Genomic DNA, 26440 nt, shown 5'->3' with positions numbered 1-26440 from the left:
GCCGGACCTTGCCGAGCAAGGTCCGGCCGGACGCGTATGCGACCGCTTTGCGTGGCTCGCTCAACTCGCCTCGAACGTAACCCTTTAACCTATTCGCACACGCATGAAACATGCGGGCAAGGTCACGCCAAGACCCCTGTGCACCCTTGACAGAGGGGTGTTCGGTTGCCGACACATCGGGCCGGGTCCGGTGGATTGTGTTGCTGCGGACCGGTGACACGCCATAGAGTCGCCAACCGTCGGCATGGTGCCACGCTGACCTATCGATAAGTTTCCTGGTCACGTCCAAGGAGGTAAGACGACTTGTGAATGAGTCGACATTTACTCCCGGGGGTGGTCAACCAGGAATGCCTGCGAGGGGCGGGTTCCCGTCAGCAGCGCAGCCCGGGCTTGAGGCTGTCGGCTCCGTCGCTGTCCGATCCTTCGCGACACAACAGCACACGACGCACATGACGACAGCCCACACGATGAAGATGATGGACGGCCAACACGTGAACGCCATGGCCGGCAACGAGAGTGGCCGAGAGTCCACCCACTTCGCCGCCTACGAGGAAGTCCCCGAAGGGCACTTCTACGACCCTGACGCCGAGTACGAGCCGGATCCCGAGTACGCGGCCACCCTCGCGCCCGACGCGGCCCGTCAGCGCCGCGAGCGCATCGGCCCGACGGGGCGCCCGCTGCCGTACTTCCCGATCCCGGGCCCGCTGACCGATCACGGACCCGCGAAGATCATCGCGATGTGCAACCAGAAGGGCGGCGTCGGCAAGACGACGTCGACCATCAACCTGGGCGCCGCGCTCGCGGAGTACGGACGGCGCGTGCTGCTCGTCGACTTCGACCCGCAGGGAGCCCTGTCGGTCGGCCTCGGCGTCAACCCGATGGAGCTGGACCTCACCGTCTACAACCTGCTCATGGAGCGGGGCATGTCGGCGGACGAGGTGCTGCTCAAGACCGCCGTGCCCAACATGGACCTGCTGCCGAGCAATATCGACCTCTCGGCCGCCGAAGTGCAGTTGGTGAGCGAGGTCGCGCGCGAGTCCACGCTGCAGCGGGCCCTGAAGCCCCTGCTGGCCGACTACGACTACATCGTGATCGACTGTCAGCCGTCGCTGGGCCTGCTCACGGTGAACGCGCTGACCGCCGCGCACAAGGTGATAGTGCCGCTGGAGTGCGAGTTCTTCGCGCTGCGCGGCGTCGCCCTGCTGACGGAGACCATCGAGAAGGTCCAGGAGCGGCTCAACCCCGACCTGGAGCTCGACGGCATCCTCGCCACGATGTACGACTCGCGCACGGTGCACAGCCGCGAGGTGCTGGCGCGCGTGGTCGAGGCGTTCGACGACCACGTCTACCACACGGTGATCGGGCGGACCGTCCGGTTCCCGGAGACGACGGTGGCCGGCGAGCCGATCACGACGTACGCATCGAACTCGGTCGGCGCCGCCGCCTATCGCCAGCTCGCCAGGGAGGTGCTCGCCCGGTGTCACGCCGAGTGAGTCTGCCCGGGGCCGACGAGCTGTTCCGTACGACCGGGGGGATGGCGCTGCAGCCGTCCTCCCCGAGGCGGCAGAGCAACGGCGAGCCGCGGGTGCCGGCGCAGGCGGCGGAGAGCGACGCGGCGGCTGAGGGGCCGGACTCCTCGTCCCCCGCCGCCGAGGAGCACTCCTCGCCGGACGCGGACTCCTCCTCCGCCGAAGGGCGGGCCCGTGGGTCGGAGGCGGCGGAGACCGCCTCGCAGGCGAAAGGGCGACGGCCTCAGGAAGCCGCTGCGGCCGCTTCGCCTGCGTCGGCCGCGCCGACGCGGCGCCGCGGGCGCGGCGCCAACCGCCGCCCCAGCGGCCGCGAGCGGCACGACGAGAAGATCACGGTCTATGTCTCGGCCGAGGAGCTGATGGACCTCGAGCACGCGCGGCTGGTGCTGCGCGGGGAGCACGGCCTGGCCGTCGACCGCGGACGGATCGTCCGCGAGGCGGTGGCGGTGGTGCTGGCGGACCTGGAGCAGCGCGGCGACGCGAGCATCCTCGTACGACGTCTGCGCGGGCGCTGACGGTAGCCTGCGCGCTGCCCCCTGCCTGCTCTGCTCTCCCTCCTGGACCGCGATGCCCCCGACGGACGACCCCACCACGCCCCGCCGCCTCCTGGGCCGCGGCCCAGGCACGGGCGGCAGGGGCGCGGCGGGCGAGCTCTCCCCGCGCCTCCCCGCCCCCGAGGTCCCGCCGCCTGCGACGGCGGACGGGGAGGGGGCCGCGTCCATAGAGGCCCCTGAGGCGGCCCCTGAGGTCCTCCCAGAGCCACCGGCGGCCTCCGCCGGGCCGGTGGCGTCAGCGGTGGCGGAGCGCGCGCCTGAGGCGGCTCCCGAGGCCGTGACGGTCCTGCCGGAGGCCGTGGCGGTCCTCCCCGAGGCTGTGGCGGAGCCCGAGACGGCGCCCGAGGCGGCTCCCGCCCCCGGGACAGCACCCGAGCCCGCTCCCGCTCCCGAGGCCGCTCCCGCGAGTGAGCGCGGCGAGGTCGGCGACGGGCGGTTCACCGTGCGGCTCGCCAACTTCGAAGGGCCCTTCGACCTCCTCCTCCAGCTCATCGCCAAGCACAAGCTCGATGTGACCGAGGTCGCACTGTCCAAGGTCACCGACGAGTTCATGGCCCACATCCGCGCCATGGGCCCCGACTGGGACCTCGACCAGACCACCGAGTTCCTGGTCGTCGCCGCCACCCTCCTCGACCTCAAGGCGGCCCGGCTGCTGCCCTCCGCCGAGGTGGAGGACGAGGCCGACCTCGCCCTTCTCGAGGCGCGCGACCTGCTCTTCGCTCGGCTGCTCCAGTACCGCGCGTACAAGCAGATCGCCGAGATCTTCAGCCGGCGCTGGGAGAGCGAGGGCAGGCGGTACCCCCGCACGGTCGGCCTCGAGGCGCACCACGCGGAGCTGCTGCCCGAGGTCGTCATCAGCATCGGGGCCGAGGGGTTCGCCAAGCTCGCGGTCAAGGCCATGCAGCCCAGGGCCAAGCCCCAGGTGTACGTCGACCACATCCACGCCCCCCTCGTCAGCGTCCGCGAGCAGGCCGAGGTGGTCGTGGGAATGCTGCGGGCGCGCGGGAGGGTCACCTTCGGCGAGCTGACCGAGGGCCTCGACGACACCCTCACCGTGGTCGCCCGGTTCCTCGCCCTGCTGGAGCTCTACCGCGACAAGGCCGTCGTCCTGGACCAGGACGACGCCCTGGGCGAGCTCACCGTCACCTGGGCGGGCGGCGAGTCCGCCGCGCACGTCACCGACGAGTTCGATCGAGTACCCGAGAGCACCGAGGAGAAGGCGTGAGCGACCTCAAGCCCGCCCTGGAGGCCGTTTTGATGGTCGTCGACGAGCCGGCCACCGAGGAGCACCTCGCCAAGGTCCTGGAGCAGCCCGCCAGGGCCGTCGCGGACGCGCTGCGCGAGCTGGCCGACGAGTACACCGTGCAGGGGCGCGGCTTCGAGCTGCGGCTCGTCGCCGGCGGCTGGCGGTTCTACACCCGCCCCGAGCACGCCGAGGCCGTCGAGCGCTTCGTCCTGGACGGGCAGCAGGCCCGGCTCACCCAGGCCGCTCTGGAGACCCTCGCCGTCGTCGCGTACCGCCAGCCGGTCAGCCGTTCTCGCGTCTCGGCCGTGCGCGGAGTGAACTGCGACGGTGTCATGCGCACCCTTCTCCAGCGGGGTCTGGTCGAGGAGGCGGGCGCGGAACCTGAAACAGGTGCGATCCTGTACAGGACGACGAACTACTTTCTGGAGCGGATGGGCCTGCGCGGCCTGGACGAGCTCCCGGAGCTCGCTCCCTTCCTCCCCGAGGCGGAGGCGATTGAGGCCGAGACCCAGGAAGGGGTCCCGTCGTTCGATCCGGATGCACCGGATTCCGAGGACGCAGACGACAAGACGGAAATTTGATGCGAAGCAGCAGCGGCAGGAACAGCAGCGGAAACAACGGCGGGAGCCGTGGTGGCAACAGCGGCGGCCGCGGCAGCAGCGGTGGCCGCTCCGGCAGCGGCGGTCGCGCCGGCGCCGGCGGCGGCGGGCGCGGCGACTACCGGGGCGGCGGCGGCCGCGACGACCAGCCCAAGCGCGCGGGCAAGCCCCGCCCCGAGGAGCGGCGCTACGACGTGGGCAGCCCCTCCGAGGCGCAGGCGCCCAGGAAGGGACGCTCCTCCGCCGCCCGCGGCGGGGCGAAGGGCGGCCCCCGGCAGTCCCCCCAGCGCGGCGGCGGGCGCACGACCCCGGCCCGCTCCCGCGAGTACGAGGCCCGTACCGAGGAGCGCAACCGCGAGCGGTACGCGGACAAGCCGCAGGTCAAGACCCCCAAGACGTTCCCGGGGGCGGAGCAGGAGGGCGAGCGGCTGCAGAAGGTGCTCGCCCGCGCCGGCATGGGCTCGCGTCGCTCCTGCGAGGAGCTGATCGAGCAGGCGCGCGTCGAGGTCAACGGCAAGATCGTCGTCGAGCAGGGTCTGCGGGTCGACCCGGAGAAGGACGAGATCAAGGTCGACGGCCTGACCGTCGCCACGCAGTCGTATCTCTTCTTCGCGCTGAACAAGCCCGCCGGCGTCGTCTCCACCATGGAGGACCCGGACGGCCGCCAGTGCCTCGGCGACTACGTCACCAACCGGGAGACCCGTCTCTTCCACGTCGGCCGGCTCGACACCGAGACCGAGGGCATCATCCTGCTCACCAACCACGGCGAGCTGGCCCACCGGCTGACCCACCCCAAGTACGGCGTGCGCAAGACCTACCTCGCCGCGATCCAGGGCCCGCTCCCGCGCGAGCTGGGCAAGCGGCTCAAGGAGGGCATCCCGCTGGACGACGGCTACGCCCGCGCGGACCACTTCCGGGTCGTCGAGAACACCGGCAAGAACTACCTCGTCGAGGTCTCCCTGCACGAGGGCCGCAAGCACATCGTCCGTCGCATGCTCGCCGAGGCGGGCTTCCCGGTCGACAAGCTCGTACGGACCTCCTTCGGGCCGATCCCGCTCGGCGACCAGAAGTCCGGCTGGCTGCGCCGCCTCACCAACACCGAGGTCGGCATGCTGATGAAGGAAGTCGGTCTGTAGCAGGCAGGCGGTAATCGGCCCGCTGTAGCCGGCACGGCGACCGCTCGACGACCGCACGACTCAGCGGCCCGACGGCACGATTCGCCCACCGCACCACGCGCCGACCCCGCACCACCGTCCAGAAGCCCGCGGCTCCATGCCGCGGGCTTCTCGCGTCTTGTGGCGGCGACCCTCCAGCCTTTATAGTCAACATGACCATTAAGGAGGCGGGCGTGAGTCTCGCGGACATCGTCGAACCGTTGCAGCAGCCGCTGTTCACCGTTCTCGGCACCCCGGTGAGCTGGACCGAGTTCCTCGGCTTCGGCAGCGGCGCGCTCTGCGTCTGGCTCGTCGCCCGACAGCACCTCGCCAACTGGCCGATCGGCATCGCCAACAACCTGTTCTTCATCCTGCTCTTCACCCAAGCCGGTCTGTACGCCGACGCCGGCCTGCAGATCGTCTTCATCGCCCTCGCCGCGTACGGCTGGTGGACCTGGACCCACGGGGGTGGACCAGGCTCCGACTCCCTCCCGGTGCGGCGCACGACGCGCACCGAGTGGACCTGGCTGGCCGCGGCGGGGGCGGTGGGGACCCTCGCTCTGACGCTCCTGCTGGACCGCGCCACCGACTCGACCGTCCCCTTCTGGGACGCGCTCACCACCGCCCTCTCGCTGACGGCGACCTATGGGCAGTGCCGCAAGCGCATCGAGTCCTGGTGGCTGTGGATCGCGGCCGACGTCGTGTACGTCCCGCTCTACGCGTACAAGGAGCTGTACCTCACCTCCCTGCTCTACATCGGCTTCCTGACGCTGTGCGTCCTCGGCCTGCGCAGCTGGTCGCGCGACCTGGCCCCGGCGCCGCGCCCCGAGCCCGCGGGGGCGCCCGCATGACGCGCTATGAGCACGGCCTGGTCCTCGGGAAGTTCTATCCGCCGCACGCGGGCCACCACCATCTCGTCCGCACCGCCGCCGACCGCTGCGAGCGGCTGACCGTCCTGGTCTGCGCCTCCTCCGTGGAGTCGGTGCCGCTCGCCGAGCGGGTGGCCTGGATGCGGGAGGTCCACCCGGGGGCACATGTCGTGGGCGCCGTCGACGACATCCCCGTCGATCTGGCCGACCCGGACGTCTGGGCGGCCCATATGGCCGTCTTCCGGGCCGCCGTGCCCGAGCCGGTGGACGCGGTGTTCACCTCGGAGACGTACGGAGCAGAGCTCGGCCGCCGCTTCGGGGCGGAGGCCGTCTGCGTCGACGTGGACCGCACCGTCTTCCCCGTCTCCGGGACGGCCGTGCGCAAGGACCCCGTCGGCTGCTGGGACTTCCTGGAGCCGCCCGTGCGGGCCGCGCTGGCCCGGCGGGTCGTCGTCCTCGGGGCCGAGTCCACCGGGACGACGACGCTGTCCTGGGCGCTCGCGGAGCACTACCGGCGCCGCGGCGGCGTCTGGACGCAGACCCGCTACGTCGGGGAGTACGGGCGGGAGTTCAGCGAGGCGAAGCTGGCGCGGCTGCGGGCGGAGCGGCCGGGCGCCGGCTGGGACGAGGTCGCCTTCGCCTCCGAGGAGTTCCCGCACATCGCCCGGCGGCAGGCGGAGCTGGAGGAGGAGGCCGCCAGGGCCGGCTCGCCCGTGCTGTTCTGCGACACCGACGCCTTCGCCACGACCGTGTGGCACGAGCGCTACCTCGGCGGCGCCCACGACGAGGTGGCACGGATCGCCGCCCGCGGACGGCAGCATCTATGGCTGCTCACCGACCACGAGGGCGTGCCGTTCGAGGACGACGGACTGCGCGACGGGGAGCATCTGCGCCCCTGGATGACGGGCCGCTTCGAACAGGAGCTGGCCCGCACCGGGCGGCGGTTCGTCAAGCTCACCGGTCCCCACGAGCAGCGGCTGGCCGCGGCCGTCGCCGCCGTGGACGCACTCGTCGACGAGGGCTGGGACTTCGCCGACCCCCTCCCGGAGCGCCGCTGATGCAGGACTACGACCCCCATGCCTTCCCGCCCTTCGCCGTCACCGTCGACCTGGCGGTCTTCACCGTCCGCGAGGGCGTGCTCCAGGTGCTGCTGATCGAGCGCGGAGAAGAGCCCTATAGAGGCGCCTGGGCGCTGCCCGGCGGATTCGTGCAGCCCAGGGAGTCCGCCGAGCAGGCCGCCCGCCGCGAGCTGGCCGAGGAGACCGGCCTGTCCCGAAAGACCGTCGCCGATCTGCATCTCGAGCAACTGCGCACCTATAGCGACCCGGACCGCGATCCGAGGATGCGGGTCGTGTCCGTCGCGTACACCGCGCTCCTGCCCGACCTGCCGGAGCCGCGCGGCGGCGGCGACGCGGCGCACGCGCGCTGGGCGCCGCTGCGCAGGACGGCCCCTCCCGCCCCTCCCGCCCGGGTCGACCGGCGAGACCCGCAGCTCGCCTCGCCCGCCTCGCTCGCCTTCGACCACGAGCAGATCCTCGCCGACGCCCATGAACGGGTCGGCGCGAAGCTCGAGTACACCTGCCTCGCCACGAGCTTCTGCCCGCCGGAGTTCACCCTCGGCGAGCTCCAGCAGGTGTACGAGACGGTCTGGGGCGTCGAGCTCGACCGGCCCAACTTCCGGCGCAAGGTCCTCGCCAGCACCGGCTTCGTCGAGGCCGTCGAGGGACCTCCGCGCCGCACCGGCGGCCGCGGGAAACCGGCCGCGCTCTACCGGGCAGGCGCCGCGTCGGCCCTGCACCCACCACTCCTGCGACCGGAAGGACGGCAGTCATGACCACCTTCAACACCCCGAGGACGCTGACCAAGCAGGCGGCCACCGGCTCGCTGATCGGACTGGCCCTCGGGGACGCGCTGGGCTTCCCGACCGAGTTCAACGACGTGCCCTCGATCCTCGCCAAGTGCGGGCCCTGGCGCGCCATGGAGCTGCCGACGCCCGCGATCGTCACCGACGACACCCAGATGACGCTCGCCGTCGGCCGCGGCATCCGCGCCGCCATGGACCGCGGACTGCTCATCGCGCCCCGGCTGACCGGGCCCCTGCGCGCGGAGTTCGTCGACTGGTACCACTCGCCGGAGAACAACCGCGCGCCCGGCCGCACCTGTCTGACCGCCTGCCGGCAGCTCGACGGCGACCGGCCCTGGCAGGAGGCCAGCCAGATCGGCTCCAAGGGCTGCGGCGCGAACATGCGGGTCGCGCCGGTGGGCCTCGTGCCCGGGCTGAGCGAGGAGCAGCGGGCGGGCGCGGCGCAGCTGCAGTCCGCGCTCACCCACGGCCACCCGACGGCGCTGGCCGCCAGCGACCTGACGGCGCGCGCGGTGTACCTGCTCACCCAGGGCGCGGAGCCGATGGGACTGGTGGGCCAGCTGCGCTCGTACGCGTACGAGCAGCGCAGCCGCTACTACCACCAGTGGCTCGGCAACCTGTGGACCTACTCCCACGACCCGACGCCCGAGGCCTTCATCGCCCGCGGCTGGGACGAGTGCCTCCAGGTCCTGGAACGGCTCGCCACCGCGCTGCGCGACCCGCAGCCGGAGCTCGACCCGTGCCTGGCCACCGGAGACGGCTGGATCGCCGAAGAGGCGCTCGCCACCGGACTGCTGTGCTTCCTGATGTTCCCCGACGCCCCCGTCACGGCCCTGCGCCGCGCGGCCTGCACCCAGGGCGACTCCGACTCGATCGCCTGCCTCGCGGGCGCGTTCGCGGGCGCCCACCTGGGCGCCGGCGCCTGGCCGAAGGAGTGGGCGGAGCGGATCGAGTACCGCAGCGACCTGATGTCCTTGGCGGCGCTCTGGGACTCTTGATCCATGACTGATCCGCTGGACATGAACCTGGGCGCCGTCGTCGTCGCCGAGCCCGACCCGCTGCTCTTCGCCACCGTCTCCGGGGCGCATCTGTACGGCTTCCCCTCCCGCGACTCGGACGTGGACCTGCGCGGGGTCCACCTGCTGTCCGTCGAGGAGCTGCTGGGCATGCGCGAGCCGGACGAGACCCGGTCGCGGATGTGGGACCGGGACGGCGTGGAGATGGATCTGGTCACACACGACGTACGGAAGTTCGCCCGGCTGATGCTGCGGCGCAACGGCTACGTGCTGGAGCAGCTGCTCTCGCCGCTGGTCGTGCACACCTCCGAGGCGCACCGGGAGCTGATCGACCTCGCGCCCGGCGTGCTGACCAGCCACCACGCCCACCACTACCGGGGGTTCGCGAACACCCAGTGGCGGCTCTTCGAGAAGACCGGCGAGCTGAAGCCGCTGCTCTACACCTTCCGCGCGCTGCTCACCGGCATCCATCTGATGCGCAGCGGCGAGGTGCAGGCGCATCTGCCCACGCTGCTGGAGGAGGTCGACGCCCCCGGCCGGCTGCCCGGGCTGATAGCCGCCAAGGCGGAGGCCGAGCACGGGGCCGCCGGGGTGGATCTGGAGGCCGTACGAGCCGAGGTCGACGCGCTGCACGCCGTCCTGGACGAGGCGCGCACGGCCTCGCGGCTGCCGGACGAGCCCACGGTCTACGGGGCGCTGAGCGACCTCGTGGTCCGGGTCCGGCTGGACCGCTGACGGCGGACGGGGGCGAGGGGCGGGGGCGGAGGCGCAAGGGCGCGAGGGGAAGTCGCGAAAAGCCTGTGTGCCCAGGCCCGTGCGCTCGGGCCTCCACACCCAGGACCGTGCTCAGGTCTTCAGGACGTGAGCGCCGCGGCCTCGAGCGCCGACGACCGGCGCGTGCGGGCCAGGAAGTCCTCGATCCGCGCCCTGTCCGGCTCGGCCGGGAGCGGGGAGCGGTCCGTCGCCTCGTCGGCCTCCGCCGCCAGGCGGGCCATCCAGGCCTCCACGCGCGGCCACGGCACCTCGCCGCGCCTGACCTCCAGGAGGCGGTCGCGGTCCGTGCCGACGTCCAGCGTCAGCTCGCCCGTGCGCAGCAGATCGCGGCAGCTCGCCAGGAGCCGCAGCAGATGCATCGCGTGCTTCCAGCGCGGGGCGCCGTGCTGGCGGACGTCCGCATCGAGCTTCTTGCGCTGGCCGGCCGCGTAGCGCACGAACGTCCCATGGGCCTCGCGGGACAGGAACGCGTCCCGCAGCGAGAGCAGTTCGCGCCCCGTGTCGTCGACGTGCTCGACGAGAGGGGAGTGCAGGCACTCGAGGACGTTCGGATTGGCGCGCAGCGCGAGTCCGAGGAAGCGCTCCAGCTCCCAGGAGAACTGCTCGTCGGCCGGTCCCTCCACGTGCGTCGGCGGCTTGTCGAAGCGCCAGAAGAGCGGCGACGGGGCGACGAAGACGCCTCGCCGGTCGGTGTCGCTGTCCTCCGTGGCCAGTCCGAACGCGCGCGAGCCCATCACACAGGAGTAGATCGTGTGCTCGCGCACCAGGTCATGCGGGGTCATGCCGGTCAGGCTACGGGAGCGGTCAGGCCAGCAGGATCGCATTTCCGTCGACGGAGATCTGCCGGGACGGCAGCGGCCTGGTGGCCGGGCCCTCGGCGACCGAGCCGTCCGCGACCTTGAACTTGCTGCCGTGGCACGGACAGTCGATGGTGCCGTCCGCCACCGTCGTGACATTGCAGCCCTGGTGGGTGCAGACGGAGGAGTAGGCCTTGAAGTCGCCCGACGTCGGCTGGACCACCACCGTCTTCTCGTCGGCGAAGACCTTTCCGCCGCCGACGGGGATCTCCGAGGTCGTGGCCAGCTGTCGGCCGGCGGGCGCAGCGCCCGTGGTCGCGTCGCCGCTCGGCGCCTGAGTGCCGTCGGGCGTGGGCGAGGCCGGCGGCTCGGACGTCGTCGTGCCGCCGCCCTCGTCTCCGTACTGGCCGCAGCCGACCGCCAGGGCGGCCGCGCCTGCCGCTCCCGCCGCAAGCACTGTCCGTCGCCGCGTGTCCATGGCTGTCTCCCTACGTTGTGACCCCCACCGTGCGGAAAAACCAGAGCGCCGAGGTCAGCCAGACGACCGTGAGCGCGGTGAAGACGACTCCGCCGACGAGCGGCAGCAGCCAGGCCGGCAGCCGTTCCGTTCGCAGCAGGAGCATCTTGGCGCTGAAAGCGCCGAAGAAGAAGCAACCGAGCAGCGAGTGCCACATCACGCGCGTGTCGTACGTCTGATAGCCCAGTCCGTACAGGCAGTGCACCGCGACCGGCACGGCCAGCAGGAACGCGATCCGGCCCGACCAGCGGTGCACCGCGGGGGTCCAGGACGCGGCGCCGACGCCCGGCAGCCGTCCGTACATCGCCAGCGCCGAGACGAGCTGGACGACGGCGAACAGCAGAGCGGCGCTCGCCAGCCAGGACTTGACGGCGCCCGTGCTGCTGAAGCCGGCCAGGTTGAAGGCCGTGCCCGCCGGGTCGTGCACCGTGCCGTACGCCCCGAGGCCGACCGCGACCGCCGCGGCGACCAGCGCGGGCACGAGGAAGCGCGCGGCGCTCGGACGCGCGTGCCCGCCGGGGTCGCTCGGGCTCGGGAACGAGGCGGTGCGCGCGTCGGGGTCCACGGGGCGGGAGCGGGGGTCCACAGGGCCGAAGCTCATGACGCGCCTCCGGGGACGACGGGGCGGGCGGTGAGCCGGACGCCGTCCACCGTGACGGCGCCGGAGCCGGGGTCGATCCGGGGCGCCGCGGCGGGCTTCCCCTCGCGGGTGAGGACGCCGACCTGGCGGCCGTCCTGGAGGACGATCCAGCCGCCGTCGACCTTCGCGCCGCGCACCTCGGCGGTCGCCCGGTACAGACCGGACGGCTTGACCGCCTTGGCGGCGGTGAACTTCCAGGTCCGGTCGTCGATCTCGACCGTGCCCTCGACCTTCCCGGCGCTCTGGACGCCTTCGAGCCTCGCGCCGTGCTTCCCGGCCAGCCGCATGCTGCCGTCGTCCTCGACATCGCCTTTCAGCCAGGACTCCTGGGTGCGGCCGTCGCAGAAGTACGCGACGGCCTTCCCGTCCCGTACGGAGACGGAGACGGCGGCCGTGTCGCGGGCCGTACGGCCCGCGTAGGCGGCGTCGGGCAGCGCGGACCGCGTCGGCGATGCGGTGGGCGAGGGGACCGGGGACGGCGACCGGGCGGGCGTGGGGGAGGGAGCGGGGGGCGCGGTCTCGTCGCCGTACGAAGCCAGCGCGCGCGTCCCCGTCGTGGCGTTCAGCGACAGCATGAAGACCGCCAGCAGCAGCCCTGCGAGCAGCGTGAACAGTGGTCCTGAGCGCTTCACAGGCGGGCCTCCCCCGCAGCGGGGCATGTGCCCTCCATGCAACCGCTACCGCCGCCCGGAGTCCAGGAGAGTTGAGCCGTCAGAGCCAGGGGCGGAGCTCCCGCGCGTGGCCGTCCGCGTCCCGCCGCACCGCCAGCACGCCGGTCACCGCGGACCGCTCGATCGCTCCGTACACATGCGGGAAGAGCATGTCCCGCGAGCCCTCCCAGCGGACCTCGCAGGCGAGGGCCGACTCGTCGATCACCAGGACCAGCAGGTCAGGGGCGTCCCGGTAGAGGCCGTCGGCGATGGCGAGCGCCGCGGGCTCGTCGGGCGAGCAGTGCACGAACCCCTCGGTGGCCAGAGAGGCCGGGGCATACGGACGCTCGGGGTCCGCGGTCCATTCGTCCACCGGCACGACATGAAAAAGCATGTCGCCATTTGTAGCGCAAGGGGGGCGCGCGGAGGCTCGCCCGGTGGCAGCGGCATGGGGTTTAGGTGACATTAGCCATGTTCAGCCCCTTTGTGAACCCTCGTGAGAGCCTCTGCGAAAGGCATGATCATGGCGGGAAACGATCTGGGCAGTCTTCTGGGCAGCCTCCTCGGCGGCAGCGGCGCCGGCCAGGGGAGCGGCGCCGGCGGCGCGGGCAGCATCCTCGGCGCGCTGCTGGGCGCGCTCGGCGACGGACGGGGCGGCGGCGCGCACGGGCGGCTGACTACGCTGAACGCAGCACCCGCACAGGCTAAGGAGACGACGTGGCGGTACGAGCGGTCCGAGGAGCCGTCCAGCTCGAACGGGACGACGCCGGACACATGGACGAGCAGGTCGGCGAGCTGCTCACCGCCATCCTGGAGCGGAACGGACTGGGCGCCGACGATCTGATCAGCGTCTGGTTCACGGCCACGCCCGATCTGCACAGCGACTTCCCGGCGGCCGCCGCGCGCAAGCTCGGCATCGTCGACGTACCGCTGATCTGCGCGCAGGAGCTGGACATCACCGGGGCGATGCCGCGGGTCGTACGGATACTCGCGCACGTCGAGTCCGATCTGCCCAAGTCCGAGATCGCGCATGTCTACCTCGGCGCCGCGGCCGCCCTCCGCAAGGACATCGCCCAGTGAGAACAGCCCTCGTCATCGGAACCGGCCTGATCGGCACCTCGGCGGCGCTGGCCCTCGCGAGCCGCGGAGTCGGCGTGCATCTGCGCGACCACGACCCGGAGCGCGCCCGCACCGCGTCCGCGCTCGGCGCCGGGACGGACGAGCCGCCCGAGGGCCGGGTCGACCTCGTGATCATCGCCGTGCCGCCCGCGCACGTCGCCGCCGCGCTCGCCGACGCGATGTCCGCGGGCCTGGCCCGCGGCTACCTCGACGTGGCCAGCGTCAAGGGCGGCCCCCGCCGCGAGCTGGAGGCGCTCGGCCTCGACCTCGACGCCTACATCGGCAGCCACCCGATGGCCGGCAAGGAGCGCTCGGGCCCGCTGGCGGCCACCGCCGACCTCTTCGAGGGCCGGCCCTGGGTGCTCACGCCCACCCGCGACACCGACACCGAGGTCCTCAACCTCGCCCTCGAGCTGGTGGCCCTCTGCCGGGCCGTCCCCGTCGTCATGGACGCCGACGCCCACGACCGCGCGGTCGCCCTCGTCTCCCACACCCCGCAGCTGATCTCCTCGATGGTCGCGGCGCGGCTGGAGGAGGCGGACGACACGGCGGTACGGCTCTGCGGCCAGGGCATCCGCGACGTGACCCGCATCGCGGCCTCCGACCCCCGGATGTGGGTCGAGATCCTCTCCGCGAACCCGGGCCCGGTGGCGGACGTGCTGGCCGGCGTCGCGGCCGACCTGGACGAGACGGTCCAGGCGCTGCGAGCGCTGCAGTCCTCGGACGAGTCCAAGCGCCGGGGCGGCGCGGAGGGCATCGAGGACGTCCTGCGCCGGGGCAACGCGGGCCGCGTCCGGGTCCCGGGCAAGCACGGCGCGGCGCCGGCGTCGTACGAGATCGTGGCGGTCCTCATCAGCGACCAGCCGGGCGAGCTCGCCCGGATCTTCGCGGACGCCGGGCGGGCGGGCGTGAACATCGAGGACGTGCGCATCGAGCATGCGACCGGGCAGCAGGCGGGTCTGGTGCAGCTGATGGTGGAGCCGGCGGCGGCGACGGTGCTCAGCGCGTCGCTGCGGGAGCGCGGCTGGTCGATCCGCCAGTAGGCGTGGCCGGGGCGGCGCCGCTCCTGGTGCCGGCGCGTTCGGCAGGTGGGCGGGGCTTGCCGGGCCCCGCCTGCGAGCCGCATGCGCGCCTCGCACACCGGTCCCGAGAGGCCTCGTCCGGCGCCCGTGCCGGGGCAGGGGGAATCCTCGGTAACCTTGTGCGGAGCGCACTGGCACTCCCGCCTGCCCTCTCCCGCGTACCAGGAAGGTGTCCGACACCGTGGAATCCGTGATCGTCGCCATCGATGGCCCCTCCGGAACGGGCAAGTCGAGCACCTCCAAGGCGGTCGCTCAGGCGCTGGGCCTGAGCTACCTCGACACCGGCGCGCAGTACCGCGCGATCACCTGGTGGATGATCAGCAACGGCGTCGACGTGCACGACCCGGCCGCCGTGGCCCTCGCCGCGGGCAAGCCCGCCATCGTCTCCGGCACCGACCCGGCCGCGCCGGCCATCACCGTCGACGGCGAGGACGCCTCCGGCCCGATCCGCACCCAGGAGGTCACCTCCAAGGTCAGCGCGGTCAGCGCGGTCCCCGAGGTGCGGACGCTGATCACCGAGCTGCAGCGCTCGATCGCCGCCTCCGCCGAGAAGGGCATCGTCGTCGAGGGCCGCGACATCGGCACCACCGTGCTGCCGGACGCCGACCTGAAGATCTTCCTGACCGCCTCCCCGGAGGCCCGCGCCGCCCGCCGCAGCGGGGAGCTGAAGGGCGCGGACGTCGCGACCACCAAGGAAGCCCTGATCAAGCGGGACGCGGCCGACTCCAGCCGGAAGACCTCCCCGCTCGCCAAGGCGGGCGACGCGGTCGAGGTGGACACCACCGACCTGACCCTGCAGCAGGTCATCGAGTGCGTCGTCACCCTCGTGGAGGAGAAGCGGGCGGCCGCGAGGTGACCAAGCCGTCCGCGAAGGGCGCGGCGGTCGGGCGTCGGATCGGCATAGGCCTGATGTACGGGCTGTGGAGACCGCGGGTGCTCGGCGCCTGGCGGGTCCCGGCCACCGGACCCGTCATCCTCGCCGTGAACCACTCGCACAACATCGACGGGCCGATGCTCATGGGCACCGCTCCCCGTCCCGTGCACTTCCTGATCAAGAAAGAGGCGTTCATCGGCCCCCTCGACCCGTTCCTGCTGGGAATCGGTCAGCTGAAGGTGGACCGTACGACCGCCGACCGCGCCGCCGTCACCAACGCCCTGGGCGTGCTGGAGGACGGCGGCGTCCTCGGGATCTTCCCCGAGGGCACCCGGGGCCAGGGCGACTTCGCGTCGCTGCGCGCCGGCCTCGCGTACTTCGCCGTACGCAGCGGAGCGCCCATCGTCCCCGTGGCGGTGCTGGGAAGCACGGAGCGCCGCGGACGGTTGATAAAGGCGCTGCCTCCGCTGCGCAGCGGGGTCGACGTCGTCTTCGGCGAGGCCTTCGAGGCGGGCGACGGCAGCGGCCGGCGTACCCGCAAGGCATTGGACGACGCCACCGTGCGCATCCAGGACCGGCTCACCGCCCACCTGGAAAACGCCAAGCGCCTCACCGGGCGCTAGGTAAGACTTGAGTAGTGGGCCGCAGGCGCGGTCCATCGATGATGCAACGAACGAGGTAAGCACTTCATGAACGACCAGATCCACTCCGGCGACGAGCACGGAGCGCTTGGCGACGCCGAGTACGCGGAGTTCATGGAGCTCGCCGCGGAAGAGGGCTTCGAGCTCGAGGACGTCGAGCACGCCATCGGCGAGGCCGGCCACGGCCCGCTGCCCGTCCTCGCCGTCGTCGGCCGCCCCAATGTCGGCAAGTCGACCCTGGTGAACCGCATCATCGGCCGCCGCGAGGCCGTCGTCGAGGACAAGCCGGGCGTCACCCGCGACCGCGTCACCTACGAGGCCGAGTGGGCGGGCCGCCGCTTCAAGGTCGTCGACACCGGCGGCTGGGAGCAGGACGTGCTGGGCATCGACGCCTCCGTCGCCGCCCAGGCCGAGTACGCCATCGAGGCCGCCGACGCGGTCGTCTTCGTCGTGGACTCCACCGTCGGCGCCACCGACACCGACGAGGCCGTCGTCAAGCTGCTGCGCCGCGCCGGAAAGCCCGTCGTGCTCTGCGCCAACAAGGTCGACGGCCCGAGCGGCGAGGCGGACGCGACCGCCCTGTGGTCGCTCGGCCTCGGCCAGCCGCACCCCGTCTCCTCGCTGCACGGCCGCGGCACCGGCGACATGCTCGACGCCGTGCTGGAGGCGCTCCCCGAGGCCCCGGCCCAGACCTTCGGCAACGCCGTCGGCGGACCGCGCCGCATCGCCCTGATCGGCCGCCCGAACGTCGGCAAGTCCTCGCTGCTCAACAAGGTGGCCAACGAGGAGCGCGTCGTCGTCAACGAGATGGCCGGCACCACCCGCGACCCGGTCGACGAGCTCATCGAGCTCGGCGGCATCACCTGGAAGTTCGTCGACACCGCCGGCATCCGCAAGCGGGTGCACCTCCAGCAGGGCGCCGACTACTACGCCTCGCTGCGCACGGCCGCCGCCGTCGAGAAGGCCGAGGTCGCGGTCATCCTGATCGACGCGTCCGAGAACATCAGCGTCCAGGACCAGCGCATCATCACGATGGCCGTCGAGGCGGGCCGCGCGATCGTCGTCGCCTACAACAAGTGGGACGACCTCGACGAGGAGCGCCGCTACTACCTCGAGCGCGAGATCGAGACCGAGATGCAGCAGGTCGCCTGGGCGCCGCGGGTGAACGTCTCGGCGCTCACCGGCCGCCATATGGAGAAGCTGGTCCCGGCGATCGAGACGGCGCTGGAGGGCTGGGAGACGCGCGTCCCGACCGGCAGGCTGAACGCCTTCCTCGGCGAGATCGTCGCCTCCCACCCGCACCCGATCCGCGGCGGCAAGCAGCCCCGCATCCTCTTCGGCACGCAGGCGGGCACCAAGCCCCCGCGCTTCGTGCTCTTCGCCTCCGGCTTCCTGGAGCACGGCTACCGCCGCTTCGTCGAGCGCCGTCTGCGCGAGGAGTTCGGCTTCGAGGGCACCCCGATCCACATCTCGGTGCGGGTGCGCGAGAAGCGCGGCCGCAAGAAGTGAGCTGACGGGGCGCCTGCGCGCCCACGCGGAACTGCCCCGGACCGGCGACGGTCCGGGGCAGTTCTGTATCCGCCGCGAAATCCGGGCGAAGTCCGCTGCGTAATCCGCCGCGAGGACTCACATACCCCTGCGAGGCCCTGGCGGCAGCGCGGCCGGCAGATGGCTCGTGGGGTGCACCCGGCCGATCGGCTGCCAGCCTCCGGAGCTGGAGTGCCCGGTGTGCGTGCCGCCGCGGCTGTTGTGCAGCCCGCCGCCGAAGCCCTTGAAGCCGAGATCCTCCTCGCCGCTCCGATCGCCCGGCAACGCCTTGAACGACCTCAGGTACTCGGAGTACAGCGCGTCGTAGATCGGCGTGGAGGAGGGGGCCGCCATCGACTCGTGCGAGGGGCGCATCGAGGGGATCTGGCTCTGGTACGGCTGACGCGGGGGGTCGTATGAGTGCACGTACGTGAAACGACCCGCTGGTCGGTCGGATGCGGGCTGGTCGCAGCTGCATTCTTCCGGGGAGCGGAGCATACGTGCGCCGGGGGTGCTCTGATGCACCCCCGGCGTCGTCGCGCGCTCGGCAGCGGGGCGGCCATGGGCCGGGCCCGCGCACGGTCGTGTGCGCGGGCCCGGCCCAGGTCATGTCGTGAGCCCCGGCGCGGTCATGGCGTCCGCTCCGGCGCGGTCGTGCGCTCGGCTGGATCAGGTGCCCGCGAGCGGCATCGCCGCTCCCACCAGGCGCCCGCCCGCTGCGGCCTTCTCCAGCGCGTCGCGGAGCAGGTCCTCGCGCGGCTGCTGGCCGATGGAGCCGACCGGCGCGGCGAAGACCAGGACCGTGTGCGACTTGTTGGCCGCCGTACGCCAGCCCTCCGTCACCTGGAGCGGCTGGTGCGCCTGCCACCAGGCGACCGGGCTGCCGCCGCCGGTGCCGGGCTGGAGCACGGCGTGCAGCTGGCCCATGGCGAGCAGGACGGACCAGCCCGTCAGCTGTCCCGGCACCTGGTTGACGTCGGAGATCGGGACGAAGCCCTGCTCGATGAGGAGCGGAAGGAAGTCGTCCCCGCCGTTGCCCGTGGTGCCGGGGCGGGCGATGGGGGCGGTCGGCTCGACGACCAGGGCCGGGTGCAGATCGCCCTCGATCAGGACGAGTCCGCTGGTGATGCCGAGGACGGCCTGCTGGGGGGCGGCGCCGGGAATCCGCTGCGGCTCCTCGCCGGTGATGGACCGCACCGCGCCCTGCAGCTGGTCCTCGGCGACCTGGACGACCTGGGAGGGGATGCAGGTGGCGTGGGCGAAAGCGAGAACGGCGGTCTCCTCGCCCACGAACAGCACCGTGCTGGTGCGTTCCTGCTCGGAGTCGCCCGGGGTGCGGCAGGAGGTGCAGTCATAGCTGCCCGGTGCGTTCTCTCCGGCCAGCAGCCGGTCGGCTTCTTCGTCACCGATCTCGGCGCGTACGTCCTCGCTGACGTCGAGCATGCGCGGCACGGGTGGCTCCTCGGACTTGTGTGCGTTCGCCGGGCGGGTCCCGGCTGGCAAAGAGTTCAACGGGCGACCTGTGGCGGTAGTCACGCGCGAAGGGGAACGGAATCGAACCGGCCGACGCGAGGGGTGAGACGGGACTCGAAATCGGTAACTCTCTGTCAGTAAGTGCGCAGTGCACGGAAGTTGACGCGGTGAACCGGGTCACAGATCGCGTGAGCGTCAGGTCGACAAATCAGGAAATCAGCGAATCAAGTGGGTGGCCGGAATTGGTCGCTACTGCGAGTAACGGGCAACTGGCCTGGAACGACAGGGGATTGGTCGGTGTCAGCTGGTGTCAGGGGGGTGCGCTCCATAGATTCCTCCGTCGTGTGCACAGAGCACCGCCCGGGACAGCCCGCCCGGGTCGTACGGCGGCGTCATCGCCGTACGGCGGGACAACGAGCACGACGGCCCTGTGACGGGGCCGGCACCACCACCTCAGGCGGGCGGGGCGGAGCGGACGGAGGCGCCGGATGCGCCGATGTCCGCACCGCGGCGAGGGACCCCGGGTCCTTCGAGAGGGATTCGATGTTCACGACCCGTTCTCAGCGCAGGCGTGACACCGCAGCGCTCGTCGGGGCCGCACTGGTGGCCCCGCTGGCTCTGCTCACGGCGACCACGGGCGAGGCCCGGGCAGCCGGCAGCGAGGTATGGGACCGCATCGCCCAGTGCGAGAGCGGCGGCAACTGGCACATCAACACAGGCAACGGCTACTACGGCGGGCTCCAGTTCTCGGGCAGCACGTGGCGTGCCTACGGCGGCGGGGCGTACGCCTCGACCGCCGACAAGGCCTCCAAGGCGCAGCAGATCGCCGTGGCCACCAAGGTCCAGCAGTCCCAGGGGTGGGGCGCGTGGCCGACCTGCTCGGCACGGGCAGGGGCCGCCGGCAGCGCGCCGAAGACGGAGGCGCCCGCGGCGAAGGCCAAGCCCGCGAAGCCGGCCAAGCCCGCCGCGAAGACCCGGGCCGCGAAGCCCGCGGCGCCCGCGAAGGCCCCCGAGCGCGCCTCCGGGCACACCCAGCGGGGCGCCGCGCGCGGCGACGACTACACCGTCCGCTCCGGCGACACCCTCAGCGGCATCGCCGCGGCCCACGGCGCGGACTGGCGAGGCGTCTACGCCGCGAACAAGGCCGTCATCGGCGACGACCCGAATCTCATCGTGCCCGGACAGCGGCTCGCTCTCTGAGGCCATGCCCGCGGCTCCGCCCGGGACGACCGGGTGGGGCCGCGGGCCAGCGTGACGCGATGCCGAAGACCGGCTTCCGGTCGCCGGCCTCCGCCCTCGCTGGGGCGCCGGTGCCCGCAACTGCTGCGGCCCCGACGCCCGTCGGCGCCCACGTGCCTGCCCCAGGCGGCTGAGGCTCCCACCGCGTCGCCGCAGCCGACTGCACGACGAGCGGGTGGCCCTGGAGCCGCATCGCCCAGTGCGACACCGGCGAAGACCGGCGCCTCGACACCGGCAACGGCCATTGCCGCGGACTCCAGTTCCGGCAGAGCACCTGGGCAGCAGTTCCCGCAGAGCACATATGCGGCGTCCGGCGGACTCGCCCACGCGCCGCGCGCGGGCCTCGCCACCCGCGAGCAGCAGACCGCGGTCGCGAGGGAGGTCCTGCGGACCCAGGGCTGGGAGGAGCGGCCCGCCTGCCCCCAGCCCTGCGGGCTCAACGGGCGCGTCCCACCATCCAGCCCGGCGACAGGCTCGCCTCGATCGCCCGACGGCGACGGGACTTGCCGGACCGGCTCACAGCGGCGTCGATTCCGGCCCCCTCGGCGGCCGGAGCTCGGAGGGCTCCCCGCTGAAGACGACGGAGCCCCGCCGCAGCTCATGGACGATCACCGGGGAGCGGCCGCGCCACAGGCTCGGCGGCAGTCTCTGCTCCGCGATCACGACGGCCGCGTCGAGACCGCGCAGCAGGTCGTACGTACGGGCCGCGACGTCGGGGGACATGCCCTGCGTGGGCTCGTCGACGAGGACGACGCGGGCGGGGGAGAGCAGCGCCCGGGAGAGGGCGAGCATGCGCCGTTCGCCTCCGGACAGGGCGCCCGCGCGGCGGGCGAGCAGCGGGCGCAGGGCGGGATAGCCGTCCAGGGCGCGGCCGAACTCCCCGTCCACGGCGGCCAGCTCGAGGTTCTCGGCGACGGTGAGGGCGCCGTACACGGCCCGTAGATCCGGTACGAAGCACAGTCCGCGGCGGGCCCGTTCGTAGGCGTGCAGGCCGCTCACGTCCACGCCGCGCCACACGACGCGCCCGCCGTGCAGCGGCACGGCGCCGGCGAGCGCGCGCAGGGCGGTGGTGCGGCCGGCGCCGTTGCGGCCGAGGAGCACGGTGAGGGCGGCGGCGGGCACGGGGAGCCAGACGCCGTGCAGGGCCTCCAGGGGGCCGTACCGCACGCGGGCGGCGCGGAGCTCGATCTCGACGCTCATCGCAGGATCCGCCCCGCTTCCATCACATGCACGGTGTGCGCGACGCGGGCGACGAGGTCGAGGTCGTGCTCGACGACGAGCACGGCCATCCCGTCCGCGGCGAGCGCGCCGAGGATCCGGGCCAGCGCCTCGGCCTCCACGGCGTCGAGCCCGGCCGCCGGCTCGTCGAGCAGCAGCGTGTGCGGGCCCCCGGCGAGCGCCCGCCCCAACTCGACGCGCCGCAGCGCCCCCGTGGAGAGCCCGGCGGCGGGCGAGAGCCGGACGGGCCCGTCGAGCCCGAGCAGCCGCAGGACGGGCTCGACGGCGGCAAGGTCCCGTCCGCGCCCCTGCTCGGCCCCGATCCGTACGTTCTCCTCCACGGTCAACGAGGGGAAGACCGCGAGCTGCTGAAAGGTCCTCGCGATCCCCATCCTGGTCCGCGTGTGGGCCGGCCGCCGGGTGATGTCGACGCCGTCGAGCTCCACGCGCCCGGCGTCGGGCCGCAGGGTGCCGCACAGGCAGTGGAACAGCGTGGTCTTGCCGGCGCCGTTGGCTCCGACGAGGGCCGTGACCTGGCCGGCGGGCAGGTCGATGTCGACGCCGTCGAGGGCGGTGAAGGCGCCGAACCGCAGCCGCACGGACCGCGCGACGAGCAGGTGCGGGCGGTCGCGGCGAGAGCCGGGCAGCGAGCGCGCGGCGCTCTTGCCGACGACCGCGCGCGCCGGGCTCCGCGCCGTCGCCGACGGCCCGCCCGCCCGCACTGCGTCCTCGCCGCCGCCCCCGTCCTCCCCAGGAGCGGAACCGGCACCCGCGCCGAGTCCCGCCGCGACAGGCCGCGGACGACCGCCGTCCCCCTCCCGCGTGCCGCGCACGCCCAGCGCGGCCAGCGTGCGCTCCAGCGCGTCCGGGAAACGGCCGATCAAGATCGCGAGCAGGCCGATCACCGCCGCCGCCACCCCGCCCCTGGCTCCCGCGTCCAGGCCCACCAGGAGCGCAGCCCCGACCAGCGGCCCCAGGAGGTTGTCGGCGCCCAGCACCACGACCGCCGCGAACCAGAGCAGGCCGCGGACCGGGTCGTACGCCCCCGGGTCGAAGGCGCGCAGGCCCATGCCGAGCAGACCGCCGCCCAGGGCCGCCAGAGCCGCGCCGGTCACGAAGGCCAGCAGCTTGAGCGCGGGGACCGCGACGCCCGCGGCCTGCGCCCCCGCCTCGTGGTCGCGCAGAGCGGCCAGCGCACGCCCCGTACGGCCCCGGCGCAGCGCCGCCACCGCGGCCAGGGCGCAGGCCAGCACCGCCAGTTCCAGCAGATAGAACGCGCGGTCGCCGGTGAGGCCCGCCGGACGGGAGAGCGAGAGCCCTGCCGTCGCGTACGGCTGCGCGAACACGAAACGGCTCACCGCGACCCCCACCGCCAGCGTCGCCAGAGCCAGCGCCAGCCCCTGCCGGCCGATCGCCGGCCATCCCGTGAGCAGGCCCAACGGCGCCACCAGCAGCACCGCGACCGCCAGCGCGGCCAGCTCCGGCAGCCGGGGCAGTCCCGGGAAGCGCCCCGCCGCCAGCAGCGCGGTGAACAGCGCGCCGAGCCCCGCGTACGCCGCCTGCCCCAGCGAGATCTGGCCGCCCCGGCCGGTCACCACGACCAGCGACAGCAGGATCAGAGCCAGCGCCGGCACCTGGATCGACGTATGCAGGTCCGAGCCCGCGAAGCCGAGGGGCAGCAGGAAGAGGATCGCCGCGACCGCCCACGCCCCCAGCGGGATCCGCACCGCCGGGGTCGCCGTCCGCGCGAGCGTGTCCCGCGTCCCCACCCCCGGCAGCACCAGCGCCGCGATCAGCAGCGCCACCACGAACAGATTCGCGCCCACGGCCTGGAGCAGCGGCTCGCCCCACCCGGACGGGTGCAGCCGGGTCAGCTGCGCCTGCGCCACGCCGATCGCCAGCGCGGCGGCCACCGCGACCGCCAGGCTCCGCATCCGGGCGACTACCGCCACCGCGATCACCTCGACGACCAGCAGGGGCAGGCCGTACGGGTCGAGCCGTACGTACGGCGCCAGCAGCACGCCCGTCAGCCCCGCCGTGAACGAGCCGAACGCCCAGCCCGCCGCCGACACCCGGTCCGCGTCGATCCCGCCCAGCGCCGCCAGCGCCCGGTTGTCGACCACCGCGCGCAGCTCCCGCCCGAACCGCGTCCACCGGGTGACCGCGGTGACCAGCGCGGCCAGCGCCAGCACCGCGCCCAGCTGCGCCCAGGGATCGTCCGGCAGCAGCGCCGGTGCGTCCGAGCGCGCCCCGCTGCCCCACACCAGCGCCGCGCCCCCGACCAGCAGCACGAACACCCCGATCGAGGCGACCAGCGCCCGCGTGGGATCCACGTCGCCCACCGCCAGCGGGCGGAAGACCAGCCGGTCGAGGAGCAGCCCGATCGCCGGCGCGACGAGCAGCAGCGTCACCGCCGCGGCGAGCGGCAGCGGCCAGCCCCACTCCACCGCGAACTGCCGCAGCACATAGGCGCAGACCATGGCGATGGCGCCGTGCGCCAGGTTCAGCACCCCCGTCGCCCGGTAGGTGACGATCAGTCCGATCCCGGTGAGCGCGGCGGCGCTGCCGACGGCCAGCCCGGCGAGGGCGAGGTCGTACGTCAGGGACGCCACGGCTCACACACCGGGCAGGGCGCCAGCTCCTCGTCGCCGACGGGCACGGCCTCCGGCTTGCCCGCCACCAGCGGGCAGTCCGGCCGGTGCGCCAGCGTCCCGCCGGGCGTCCGCAGCGGCGGCTCCTGCGAGGAAGGGGCGTTCCAGGAGACCTCGGGACCGGGCTCGTCGGACGGGCGCGATCCGTCCTGCCCCGCCGCCCGTTCGGCCGAAGCGGCCTCGGCGAGCGTCGCCGCCCGTCCGGCCGAGGCGGCGGCGAGCAGCACGGCGCCCGCCACCAGCAGCGCCGCGCCCGGCACGGTGCAGGAGGCGAGGTACGGGATCTGGCGGGCGGCGAACCGCTCGCCCGACACGCCGTACCAGCCGACGACGCAGAGCACGGCGCCGCAGGCCGCAGTCGCGAGCCCGCCCCACCACAGCACTCGCGACGTCTCCATCAGCGCCCCTCCGGCTCTGGCGGTGTTCGGCGATTTCTTGCACTATGCCCTGAACGGACAGACGCTGGAAGCCGACAACCGGTGGTGAGCCAGATGGTCCCTGTCAGGCAACCCCGAACCACGGCGTGGGCTGCCGCCGCGGTCCTGGTGCTCCTTCCCGCAGCCGCGGCCTGCTCGGACGACGGCGGCTCCGGCTCCGCCTCGTCGCCCACGCCGACCGCGACGGCGCCCGCGACGCCGACGACCGGCGCTGCGCCGACCGGGGACGGCCCCGCCGACCCGGCAGCCGCCGAGCAGGAGGTCCGGGAGAACTGGACGACCTTCTTCGACCCCGATGCGTCCACCGAGGACAAGGTCGCGGTGCTGGAGAAGGGCGAGTCCCTGCGACCGCTGCTCGCCGCGTTCGGCGGCGACCGCAACGCCGCGCAGACCTCGGTCGAGGTCACGGACGTGCAGTTCACCTCGCCGACCCAGGCCACGGTGACGTACGACCTGCTGGTCGGCGGCGCCCCGGCACTGCCCGACTCCAAGGGCGCCGCGATCTTCGAGGACGAGACCTGGAAGGTCTCCGTGAAGTCGCTGTGCGCCCTGGTCAAGCTCAGCGGCGATGCGGCCCCGCCGGGCTGCTGAAGCCCTGCTGCTCGCGGCGGCCCTGGCGGGGGCCGGCGCCTGCGGCAGCCGGCTGCCGGAGAGCGCCTTCGAGAGCGCGGCGCCGTCCGGTCAAGGCGGTGCGCGCGAGCCGATCCGCGTCGGCGTCATCGCCAGCGCCACCAGCCCGGTCGGCGGCGCGGCCTTCACCGGCCCCGGCGACGGCGCCAGGGCCTACTTCGACGCCCTCAACGCCCGAGGCGGCATAGCCGGGCGCCGCGTCGAGGCGATCTCCTGCGACGACGGCGGCAGCGGCGTCGGCAACAACGAATGCGTGCACCGACTCGTCGACGAGAAGAAGGTGTTCGCGCTCGTCGCCACCACCGCGCTGGACTACGCGGGCGCGCCCCGGGTCTCCGAGGCCGGCGTCCCCGACGTCGGCGGCCAGCCCATCGGCCCGGCGTACGACACGTACCCGCATCTGTACGGGATCTACGGCAGCCTCGCCCCGCGCGACGGCGGCAAGCCCGGCTGGAACGGCACGCTCTACGGCGGCACCGAGGTCTACCGCTACTTCAAGCGCGAACAGGGCGCCCGCACCGCCGCCGTCGTCTCCTACAACCAGGCGTCCTCCGCCGCGTACGCCCGGCTGATCACCGAGGGCCTGCGGGCCGAGGGCTACCGCGTCGTGGGCGAGCAGGTCGACTTCGCGCTGCCCAACTTCCGCGCGGTCGCCGCCGACCTGCGCCGGCAGGGCGCGGACCTCGTCTTCGACGCCCTGGACACCCATGGCAACGCCCAGCTCTGCGAGGCCATGGACGCCGTCGGCGTACGCGTCACGGCCAAGGTCACCAACGTCCAGAACTGGTCGTCCTCGGTGCCAAAGGACTTCAAGGACGCCCCTGCCTGCCGCAACGCCCTCTGGGCGACCGGGTCCAGCCGCAACTACGACGACGTCGCCAGCCCCGCCGTGAAGGAGTTCCGCGACGCTATGGAGGGCCGGGAGCTGTCCCAGTGGCAGCTGGAGGGCTGGGCCGCCGCCATGTGGTTCTCCGACGCCGCGGCCTCCTGCGCCAAAGAGGCCGAGGACTCGGCCCAGGGCACGAGGGACACCGACGAGTCGACGAGCGCGGAGGCGGGCGGCGACGGCATCACGCGCGCGTGCGTCGAGCGCTACCTCAACCGCCCGGAGCCGTACACCGCCCGCGGACTGCTCCTCCCCGTCTCGTACGAGAAGCTCGCCGAGCCGCCGGCGACCCGCCGCACCTGTCTGTCCGTCGCCCGCTGGCAGGACGGCAGCGGCTGGGTCGCCCAGGGCGGCGACATGACCGAGAACTGCTTCACCGTGCCCCAGATCCCCTATCGGCCTTAGGAGCCAAGTACAGTCCACTCCTGCAGATTCGAAGATCCAGGGGGACGCG

At 73.2% G+C, this 26440-nt stretch carries 28 protein-coding genes and 2 pseudogenes; 20 read left to right on the top strand and 10 right to left on the bottom strand.

Annotation, left to right across the window (positions count from 1 at the left end; genetic code table 11):
• Positions 1–347 precede the first annotated feature (347 nt).
• The 10 genes from AB0M39_RS19705 (at position 348) to AB0M39_RS19660 (ending at position 9566) form a co-directional block, all read left to right on the top strand.
• Positions 348–1493 carry a ParA family protein gene (locus AB0M39_RS19705; protein ID WP_365365966.1) on the top strand — a complete coding sequence of 382 codons (1146 nt, stop codon included), beginning with the start codon at positions 348–350 and terminating at the stop codon, positions 1491–1493.
• Positions 1490–2044: a hypothetical protein gene (locus AB0M39_RS19700; protein WP_365365976.1), complete on the top strand. Its 555-nt coding sequence runs from the start codon at positions 1490–1492 to the stop codon at positions 2042–2044. The genes AB0M39_RS19705 and AB0M39_RS19700 overlap by 4 nt, the downstream gene beginning before the upstream one ends.
• 52 nt (positions 2045–2096) lie before the next feature.
• Positions 2097–3308 carry a segregation/condensation protein A gene (locus AB0M39_RS19695; RefSeq protein WP_365365963.1) on the top strand — a complete coding sequence of 404 codons (1212 nt, stop codon included), beginning with the start codon at positions 2097–2099 and terminating at the stop codon, positions 3306–3308.
• Positions 3309–3340: 32 nt separating this feature from the next.
• Positions 3341–3910 carry an SMC-Scp complex subunit ScpB gene (scpB, locus tag AB0M39_RS19690; protein WP_365365974.1) on the top strand — a complete coding sequence of 190 codons (570 nt, stop codon included), beginning with the start codon at positions 3341–3343 and terminating at the stop codon, positions 3908–3910.
• A complete protein-coding gene (locus AB0M39_RS19685; RefSeq protein ID WP_365365961.1) occupies positions 3910–5064 on the top strand; it encodes a pseudouridine synthase in 1155 nt (384 codons plus the stop codon). Before scpB ends, AB0M39_RS19685 begins: the two co-directional genes overlap by 1 nt.
• 212 nt (positions 5065–5276) lie before the next feature.
• On the top strand, positions 5277–5933 hold the full coding sequence (gene pnuC, locus AB0M39_RS19680; RefSeq protein ID WP_365365960.1) for a nicotinamide riboside transporter PnuC: 657 nt from the start codon (positions 5277–5279) through the stop codon (positions 5931–5933).
• Entirely contained in the window at positions 5930–7009 is a 1080-nt protein-coding gene (locus tag AB0M39_RS19675; RefSeq protein ID WP_365365958.1) for an AAA family ATPase, read from the top strand. Before pnuC ends, AB0M39_RS19675 begins: the two co-directional genes overlap by 4 nt.
• Complete coding sequence (locus tag AB0M39_RS19670; RefSeq protein WP_365365956.1) at positions 7009–7785, top strand: NUDIX domain-containing protein; 777 nt, start codon at positions 7009–7011, stop codon at positions 7783–7785. The genes AB0M39_RS19675 and AB0M39_RS19670 overlap by 1 nt, the downstream gene beginning before the upstream one ends.
• Positions 7782–8813 (top strand): ADP-ribosylglycohydrolase family protein, encoded by a 1032-nt coding sequence (locus AB0M39_RS19665; protein WP_365365954.1) that lies wholly within the window; start codon positions 7782–7784, stop codon positions 8811–8813. The genes AB0M39_RS19670 and AB0M39_RS19665 overlap by 4 nt, the downstream gene beginning before the upstream one ends.
• 3 nt (positions 8814–8816) lie before the next feature.
• Complete coding sequence (locus AB0M39_RS19660) at positions 8817–9566, top strand: nucleotidyltransferase domain-containing protein (protein WP_365365952.1); 750 nt, start codon at positions 8817–8819, stop codon at positions 9564–9566.
• A 119-nt stretch (positions 9567–9685) separates the two neighbouring features.
• On the opposite strand, the gene AB0M39_RS19655 is transcribed toward AB0M39_RS19660, so the two are convergent.
• The 5 genes from AB0M39_RS19655 to AB0M39_RS19635 form a co-directional block, all read right to left on the bottom strand.
• A complete protein-coding gene (locus tag AB0M39_RS19655) occupies positions 9686–10387 on the bottom strand; it encodes a nucleotidyltransferase domain-containing protein (RefSeq protein ID WP_365365950.1) in 702 nt (233 codons plus the stop codon).
• Between the two features lie 22 nt (positions 10388–10409).
• Positions 10410–10880, bottom strand: a complete 471-nt coding sequence (locus AB0M39_RS19650; RefSeq protein WP_365365948.1) for a Rieske (2Fe-2S) protein — start codon at positions 10878–10880, stop codon at positions 10410–10412.
• A gap of 10 nt (positions 10881–10890) precedes the next feature.
• Positions 10891–11520: a DUF6529 family protein gene (locus tag AB0M39_RS19645; RefSeq protein ID WP_365365946.1), complete on the bottom strand. Its 630-nt coding sequence runs from the start codon at positions 11518–11520 to the stop codon at positions 10891–10893.
• Positions 11517–12191: a hypothetical protein gene (locus AB0M39_RS19640; protein ID WP_365365944.1), complete on the bottom strand. Its 675-nt coding sequence runs from the start codon at positions 12189–12191 to the stop codon at positions 11517–11519. The genes AB0M39_RS19645 and AB0M39_RS19640 overlap by 4 nt, the downstream gene beginning before the upstream one ends.
• 79 nt (positions 12192–12270) lie before the next feature.
• Positions 12271–12603 carry a DUF952 domain-containing protein gene (locus tag AB0M39_RS19635; RefSeq protein WP_365365942.1) on the bottom strand — a complete coding sequence of 111 codons (333 nt, stop codon included), beginning with the start codon at positions 12601–12603 and terminating at the stop codon, positions 12271–12273.
• Positions 12604–12926: 323 nt separating this feature from the next.
• Here AB0M39_RS19635 and aroH point away from each other — a divergent pair, with 323 nt between their 5' ends.
• From aroH to der, 5 genes are all read left to right on the top strand, one after another.
• A complete protein-coding gene (gene aroH / locus AB0M39_RS19630; protein WP_365365940.1) occupies positions 12927–13289 on the top strand; it encodes a chorismate mutase in 363 nt (120 codons plus the stop codon).
• Positions 13286–14371, top strand: coding sequence for a prephenate dehydrogenase (locus AB0M39_RS19625; protein ID WP_365365938.1), 1086 nt, complete (start codon positions 13286–13288; stop codon positions 14369–14371). The genes aroH and AB0M39_RS19625 overlap by 4 nt, the downstream gene beginning before the upstream one ends.
• Before the next feature lie 208 nt (positions 14372–14579).
• Positions 14580–15266: a (d)CMP kinase gene (gene cmk / locus AB0M39_RS19620; protein WP_365365936.1), complete on the top strand. Its 687-nt coding sequence runs from the start codon at positions 14580–14582 to the stop codon at positions 15264–15266.
• Complete coding sequence (locus tag AB0M39_RS19615; protein WP_365365934.1) at positions 15221–15907, top strand: lysophospholipid acyltransferase family protein; 687 nt, start codon at positions 15221–15223, stop codon at positions 15905–15907. Before cmk ends, AB0M39_RS19615 begins: the two co-directional genes overlap by 46 nt.
• Positions 15908–15973: 66 nt before the next feature.
• Positions 15974–17434 carry a ribosome biogenesis GTPase Der gene (gene der / locus AB0M39_RS19610; protein ID WP_365365932.1) on the top strand — a complete coding sequence of 487 codons (1461 nt, stop codon included), beginning with the start codon at positions 15974–15976 and terminating at the stop codon, positions 17432–17434.
• A gap of 117 nt (positions 17435–17551) precedes the next feature.
• Here der and AB0M39_RS19605 read toward each other — a convergent pair whose 3' ends face one another.
• The gene (locus tag AB0M39_RS19605; RefSeq protein WP_365365930.1) at positions 17552–17878 is read right to left on the bottom strand and encodes a hypothetical protein; all 327 of its coding nucleotides are present in this window, start codon (positions 17876–17878) and stop codon (positions 17552–17554) included.
• A gap of 243 nt (positions 17879–18121) precedes the next feature.
• Entirely contained in the window at positions 18122–18904 is a 783-nt protein-coding gene (locus AB0M39_RS19600; RefSeq protein ID WP_365365928.1) for a hypothetical protein, read from the bottom strand.
• Between the two features lie 564 nt (positions 18905–19468).
• Here AB0M39_RS19600 and AB0M39_RS19595 point away from each other — a divergent pair.
• The 3 genes and pseudogenes from AB0M39_RS19595 to AB0M39_RS19585 form a co-directional block, all read left to right on the top strand.
• Positions 19469–20125, top strand: coding sequence for a transglycosylase family protein (locus AB0M39_RS19595; RefSeq protein ID WP_365365926.1), 657 nt, complete (start codon positions 19469–19471; stop codon positions 20123–20125).
• Between the two features lie 230 nt (positions 20126–20355).
• Positions 20356–20451: pseudogene (locus AB0M39_RS19590) on the top strand (transglycosylase family protein); the annotation flags it as partial.
• Positions 20408–20572 (top strand): annotated as a pseudogene (locus AB0M39_RS19585) (transglycosylase family protein); the annotation flags it as partial. The pseudogenes AB0M39_RS19590 and AB0M39_RS19585, both read left to right, overlap by 44 nt.
• Positions 20573–20680: 108 nt before the next feature.
• On the opposite strand, the gene AB0M39_RS19580 reads toward AB0M39_RS19585, so the two are convergent.
• From AB0M39_RS19580 to AB0M39_RS19570, 3 genes are read right to left on the bottom strand one after another with little or no spacing between them, the layout of a single operon-like run.
• Positions 20681–21364: an ATP-binding cassette domain-containing protein gene (locus AB0M39_RS19580; RefSeq protein WP_365365924.1), complete on the bottom strand. Its 684-nt coding sequence runs from the start codon at positions 21362–21364 to the stop codon at positions 20681–20683.
• Positions 21361–23994 (bottom strand): ATP-binding cassette domain-containing protein, encoded by a 2634-nt coding sequence (locus AB0M39_RS19575; RefSeq protein WP_365365922.1) that lies wholly within the window; start codon positions 23992–23994, stop codon positions 21361–21363. The genes AB0M39_RS19580 and AB0M39_RS19575 overlap by 4 nt, the downstream gene beginning before the upstream one ends.
• Positions 23982–24431, bottom strand: a complete 450-nt coding sequence (locus AB0M39_RS19570) for a hypothetical protein (protein WP_365365920.1) — start codon at positions 24429–24431, stop codon at positions 23982–23984. The genes AB0M39_RS19575 and AB0M39_RS19570 overlap by 13 nt, the downstream gene beginning before the upstream one ends.
• A 93-nt stretch (positions 24432–24524) precedes the next feature.
• Between AB0M39_RS19570 and AB0M39_RS19565 the strand changes: the two genes are divergently transcribed.
• On the top strand, positions 24525–25061 hold the full coding sequence (locus AB0M39_RS19565) for a hypothetical protein (protein ID WP_365365918.1): 537 nt from the start codon (positions 24525–24527) through the stop codon (positions 25059–25061).
• Positions 25039–26391: an ABC transporter substrate-binding protein gene (locus tag AB0M39_RS19560; RefSeq protein ID WP_365365916.1), complete on the top strand. Its 1353-nt coding sequence runs from the start codon at positions 25039–25041 to the stop codon at positions 26389–26391. The genes AB0M39_RS19565 and AB0M39_RS19560 overlap by 23 nt, the downstream gene beginning before the upstream one ends.
• Positions 26392–26440 lie beyond the last annotated feature (49 nt).

Source organism: Streptomyces sp. NPDC051907, from assembly GCF_040681075.1.
GTDB lineage: Bacteria > Actinomycetota > Actinomycetes > Streptomycetales > Streptomycetaceae > Streptomyces.
Note: the sequence above shows the minus strand (reverse complement) of the source record. Positions and strands in the feature narration are given on the sequence as shown.